Below are 5262 nucleotides of genomic sequence, written 5' to 3' on the forward strand. Positions count from 1 at the left end.
ACCCGTTACGTAAGTGACGGGTTTTTTGCTTTCTGTATGTTTAAAAACAATTAGGGTTTGTAGCGCAGTACCTGTTGGTAGAGTTCAAATCTCTATCTCACTGCCATATTAAGAAAAGCCCGTTATGTTAGTGACGGGCTTTTTGCTACTTGAAATAAAGAAAATTTTAGGTTTGTCGCACAATATCTATTGGTAGAGTTCAAATCTCTATCTCACACCATATTAAAGGAGCCCGCTAATTGAAAGGTTAGCGGGTTTTTGCTTTTCAGAGTTATAAAATACAAACCTAGGGTTTGCGGTGCTATTTCTTTTTGTAGTATTCAAGTTCTTAGCTCACCATCATATTTAGAAAAGCCCATAACAACAGTAACGGGCTTTTCGCTTTTGTGGAATTTAAAAAACTAAACAAGTGTTAGGGCTTGTAGCAAAGTACTTGAAACAGATTTCAAACTTTGTTTCATCTTTATCACAAAATGATAATTCGTACGTAGGAGCTCAATTGGACTTATTAAGTGTTTTAGTTACAGCATTAAAGTTGAATTTTAGTGACGTATTATGATGGGTTGGGGCATACCGTAATGGTGCTAGTTAACCTTATGAATTGATAACTAACTTATTAACATATTAAAAAACCTAAGTTTTAGTTTTAAATTGTTGCTGGTAGTGGTTAAATAAACAACAATAAAAAAATTGATGCTATCAATTTAACAATAATAATTAATATTTTTTGTAGGGGAAGTTGAATGGGTAAAGTTAACAATGATGTAATAGTAGATAACGAAAATTTATTTAGAACCTTATTTTGCGCACCAATAGCTATTTTATTAGTGTTATTTGCAGAAAATTTTTTGATGTCGTCAGGGCTTATTTTGTTTAAAGTAATCTATGTACTAATGACATTGTTTTTTTTCATCAGTACTCTTGCTTACGGTGCATACTATACAAACGAGCTTAGTTCAGGCGAGGCTGATAATTTTATTAAAAATCAAAATTTGTTTAAAGCGGTTATCAGTTTACCGTTAGCTGTTTTGTTTTGTTATTTTTCAGTGAATTCAATAATGTCATCTGCCCATATTGTTTTTAGCACCACATTTGTACTGCTAACAATATACTTCTCACTCTGCACGCTTGGTTATGCCGCTTTTTATACTAATGACCTTGAAGAACCAAGTCATGTAGAGGCGTAGAAACTTGAGCAATCTGAATTTGTATTTTTGAACACTTGTAATCGGTGTACTTTATTTAGTACACCGATATTTAATGCTATGTTCAATATCGAATTAGATTTAATGTAAAGTATTCTGCTTAACCTTTGCCTGCTCTGTACGTTAGAAATAACAAAGAAATAAAAATCCTTTATCTATAAATGCCACTGTATTTATATACAGAAAGCCTTATTTCCTCCTTTCCACAAAAGAAAGTGTGCATTTTTCCTGCTTTCACACAAGATATGTTTGATTTTTAAGATTAGTTATTGATTCTTTGGAATAAAAGAAATAGCGTAAGTATATATTTTAACAAAGTGGATTTTAGGACACTTGTAGAAAGTGAACCTAATTCCTACTAATAAGCTGTTAGCAGTACAAGGAAAGTATGTTCCATCTTATCCGTAACAATGAACTCGAATTACAACTTGATGTTTCGGGTGTAGAAGATCACTTGCCATCAATTGCGTTCGATATAATTGTGTCATGGAATATGCCTTACCAAAAAGCTGACTTTACAGCAAAAGAATGTTGGTTCGAGTGTAAAGTTTGGGATTGGTTTGAAGAGTCAATATTTCAATTGATAGAACAAGATTCTGGCTCTGTGACATTAAGGGATTTGAGCGAGAACCCACTCATATCATTTTCAAAATCAGGTTCAGAATTAATTACGGTAATTCAATGTAAAGATAGCCTAGGAGTTGGTTCATTCACACTTAGAACCAAAGGTTACGCAACAGAGTTAACAGAAATTCACAACAGAATTCAGTTGCTCGACAAATGGTGGTAAGTACTGCTAACAAGTTACTCAAAAGGACGCAAAACGCTTGGCTTGCGCTCCTTCGTCGCTAATTTTAGCCAAGCATTTATGCGCCCTTTAGTAAGGCGTTAGGTGTACTTATAGTGTCGGGGCAAATGGAAGGTATAGATTTAGGTTACATGCAAGTGCATTTAAGGCTGTATGCCTACAATAAGCTTTACGCATCGTTTGCAATCAATGCTGAAGATGGGTGTTATAAATTTGAAAATGAACTACTATCGTCGATCCATGAAGTTATAGATGATCCGGCAAAGGTTCATCGTAAAATATTTCAAATTAATCTCAATCTTTTTGATACGGAATCTTCTGTTATGCTTCACATGCCTATTCATCAATCTAGTGATTGGGAAGTGATTAAAGGTTCTGATATTTATACTATCGGTTTTTACTGTAACCTTGGTGTAAAGGGTAATAAATTGATTGGTGAAGGTAACACCTAACAAGTTGCTCAAGCAGGACTCGTAACAGTTGGCTCGGTTCCGCTTCGCTTCACATTTTAAGCCAACTATTACTCGCCTCTTAGCAAGGCGTTAGCAGTAAAAGGAGTTATCATCTCGTGAAGTATTCAATTTTATCGTTAGTTATTCTTTTGGCTGGTTGTGCACAAAATTCTGGCATAATTCCAATGGGCGGTGAAACTTATATGGTTTCTCGTCAGGCGGCTACAGGCTTTTCTGGCATGGGCACTCTTAAAGCCGAAGCAATGAAAGAGGCATATGCGCAATGTCAAAAATCACAGAAAGTTGTTAAGGTTTTAGAAACTATTGACGCAAAACCCCCTTATATATTTGGCAACTTTCCTAAAACTGAAATTCGTTTTAAATGCGTAAAAGAGTCCTAATCAGCAATTTACTGCTAACAAGGCATTCAAACGGACTTATAACAGTTGGCTTTCCGTTCGTGCCTCACTTATTTTAGCCAAACTGTTATTAGCCGCTTAATGTGGCGTTAGGTGTATAAGGAAATCAGAGGTAGCCTCATTGAATAGTGCAAGTATCAATATTACGCGTCACGCTTTTAAAAGAAATCACTATGAGTTCGAAACGAACATTGGTGGTGAATATGAGCTAATTAACGATAATGGCTTTAAATTAAAAAGCGAAGATGAATTCATTTACAATAATTCATTCACCCCTGTACGCTTTAAAAGTAGGGAAGTTAAACTCAACAAGAAACTATTAGGTAGTTTTCCAATTGAGCTTTCTATTTACTCATCAAATGATATTGTGATCTTAAAGCCTCATGGTAAAGGTATAACAACCTCAATTTATCCTGTAAAAATTAAAGGTAACGATTTTGGTGAAATAGTTATATCTACAAACCCATTAGCGTCAAGTCACACTTATATTGCAAACTTTACAGGTGTAAATAAAGAGGATTGCCATTTCATGTTATTTGCTCTTATGCATCTTTTTATAAAAACAAATGAAAATGTAGGTTCTTAGTATTGGTGTAATATACACCTAACAAGGCGCTCAAGAACGGACAAAAAACAGTTGGCTTTTGTTCACTACGTTCACTATTTTAGCCAACAATTTTTTGCCGCTTAGCGTGGCGTTATGTTTTTCTCAAGGATGGTGAACATTGAAATTTCTGGTGATCATTTTAGGGATTGCTACATCAATATTTTTAAATGGTGAGTGGTTAACTATTGTAAACGAAACTTGGGTGTTGCTTTACGCAGACCTCACAACTTTTGTCTTTGGCAAAAATGGTCTAAATCAATCATTAGAAACCGTTCTACTTATTATTTGGCTTCAGCTTCCATTAATTATAATTTTTACTTTTATTTGCTCTATTTCAATTAATAAATTGGGTCATCAACGGCTTTATATTTACAGCTATTTAGGTGCTACTGTTTTTGTTTTTTTTATATTAAATAAACTGCCTACTTTTAATGTGCTACTTCAGCCGTTAGCTGGTATGCGTTATTACAATGTGTTTTCAAATTTATTTTTATTCTTAACATTGTTCTTCGTATTTAGTAAGGTAATTCAAAAACATAACAAGAATTTAAAGCGGGACTGCTAACAGTTTGCTCGGTTTCGCTTCGCTACACAATTTTAGCAAACTGTGTTCAGCCCCTTAAATGGGCGTTATATTTTTCATCAACAAGGAGTGTGGCAAATGAGAAAAGTGATAGAATTTAATAAAAGAAAATATATGGGGTTTGGTTCTGTTGATTTAGATGCCCTTAACAATCAACTTGATGAGATTGGTAAAGACGGTTGGGAGTTGATTTCTATAAACTCTAATACTTGGTTTAATGGTTTTGTCGTTTCATATACTCTTTTAATCGAATGTAAATAGTCCGTATTAGCAGCAAAATATAACAAGAACTTCAAACGGAAAAAATACAGTTGGCTGTTTTCACTCCGTTCAACATTATAGCCAACTATATTTTTCCGCTTAAGTAGGCGTTATGTGCCAGTGCAAAATGGAGTTAGCATTGAGTTTTAGTATCCAATCCAAATTATTAATTAGTGCAGGTGTTATAGCCTCTGCTTCTTCAATCTGGCACCTACTCTGTATATTGGGCGGCCCTAGTTGGTTTGCATTTGCTCGGGCACCTCAACAAGTTATCGACTCTGCGGTTCAAGGAACTTTACTTGCTCCAATTGGCACAATAATCGTTGCAAGTTTAATGTTTGCTTGTACTATTTTTGCTTTTTCAGCGGTTGGTTTAATTCGCAAAGTTCCTCTGCTCAAATCAGCTTTAATTACCATTGCAGCGCTTTGCTTATTACGTGGTCTAATTGCAGTTCCTACATTTGTAACGCCTTCAGGTTTAGATACTTGGCAAATAGTAGCAAGCACCGTTTGGTTTTATGTTGGCATTTGTTTTGTCGCTGGTAGTATAGAACAATATAGGCTTGGTAAATCAGACACATAACAAGCTGTTCAAGCGGGACTTCTAACAGTTGGCTGGTTTCGCTTCGCTCACAATTTTAGCCAACTATTATAAGCCCCTTAACAGGGCGTTATGCGTCAGCCGCAAATTCTATTAAATTTAATGTTTTCGGCTGGTGCTTTACAAAGGTTAGGGAGCTTGTTGCCGACTCTTTGTTTTGGTAACTTATTTACCAATAATGCTGTTTTAGCTTTTGGCTCAACAGTTTTTCGCCAAGTTAGGTTTGGTGGCAAAGTCACTATATATTTAAGTGGCTCAAAAATTCATGGTTTGGTGTGTCGCGCTGCGTGGGAATTCTTGTTTTCTGCGGTCGGGCAGCCACGAAA

General features: G+C 35.3%; 9 protein-coding genes. All 9 read left to right on the forward strand.

The genetic code is table 11. The features are described from left to right. Nucleotides 1-743: 743 nt before the first annotated feature. Nucleotides 744-1187: a hypothetical protein gene (locus tag AC27E9_RS19085; RefSeq protein WP_487132896.1), complete on the forward strand. Its 444-nt coding sequence runs from the start codon at nucleotides 744-746 to the stop codon at nucleotides 1185-1187. A gap of 406 nt (nucleotides 1188-1593) precedes the next feature. After that, nucleotides 1594-1995 carry a hypothetical protein gene (locus AC27E9_RS19090; protein WP_487132897.1) on the forward strand — a complete coding sequence of 134 codons (402 nt, stop codon included), beginning with the start codon at nucleotides 1594-1596 and terminating at the stop codon, nucleotides 1993-1995. Nucleotides 1996-2108: 113 nt separating this feature from the next. Further along, nucleotides 2109-2465 carry a hypothetical protein gene (locus tag AC27E9_RS19095; protein ID WP_487132898.1) on the forward strand — a complete coding sequence of 119 codons (357 nt, stop codon included), beginning with the start codon at nucleotides 2109-2111 and terminating at the stop codon, nucleotides 2463-2465. 116 nt (nucleotides 2466-2581) lie between these two features. After that, nucleotides 2582-2866, forward strand: coding sequence for a hypothetical protein (locus AC27E9_RS19100; protein ID WP_487132899.1), 285 nt, complete (start codon nucleotides 2582-2584; stop codon nucleotides 2864-2866). Between the two features lie 139 nt (nucleotides 2867-3005). After that, entirely contained in the window at nucleotides 3006-3470 is a 465-nt protein-coding gene (locus AC27E9_RS19105) for a hypothetical protein (protein ID WP_487132900.1), read from the forward strand. Between the two features lie 139 nt (nucleotides 3471-3609). Then, nucleotides 3610-4056 (forward strand): hypothetical protein, encoded by a 447-nt coding sequence (locus AC27E9_RS19110; RefSeq protein WP_487132901.1) that lies wholly within the window; start codon nucleotides 3610-3612, stop codon nucleotides 4054-4056. Nucleotides 4057-4152: 96 nt separating this feature from the next. Next, nucleotides 4153-4335, forward strand: coding sequence for a hypothetical protein (locus AC27E9_RS19115; RefSeq protein ID WP_487132902.1), 183 nt, complete (start codon nucleotides 4153-4155; stop codon nucleotides 4333-4335). A 139-nt stretch (nucleotides 4336-4474) separates the two neighbouring features. Next, complete coding sequence (locus tag AC27E9_RS19120; RefSeq protein ID WP_487132903.1) at nucleotides 4475-4918, forward strand: hypothetical protein; 444 nt, start codon at nucleotides 4475-4477, stop codon at nucleotides 4916-4918. A 90-nt stretch (nucleotides 4919-5008) separates the two neighbouring features. After that, nucleotides 5009-5262, forward strand: a 254-nt coding sequence (locus tag AC27E9_RS19125) for a hypothetical protein (RefSeq protein WP_487132904.1), incomplete at its 3' end; no start/stop codon positions are given.

It is taken from the genome of Colwellia meonggei (genome assembly GCF_057537295.1).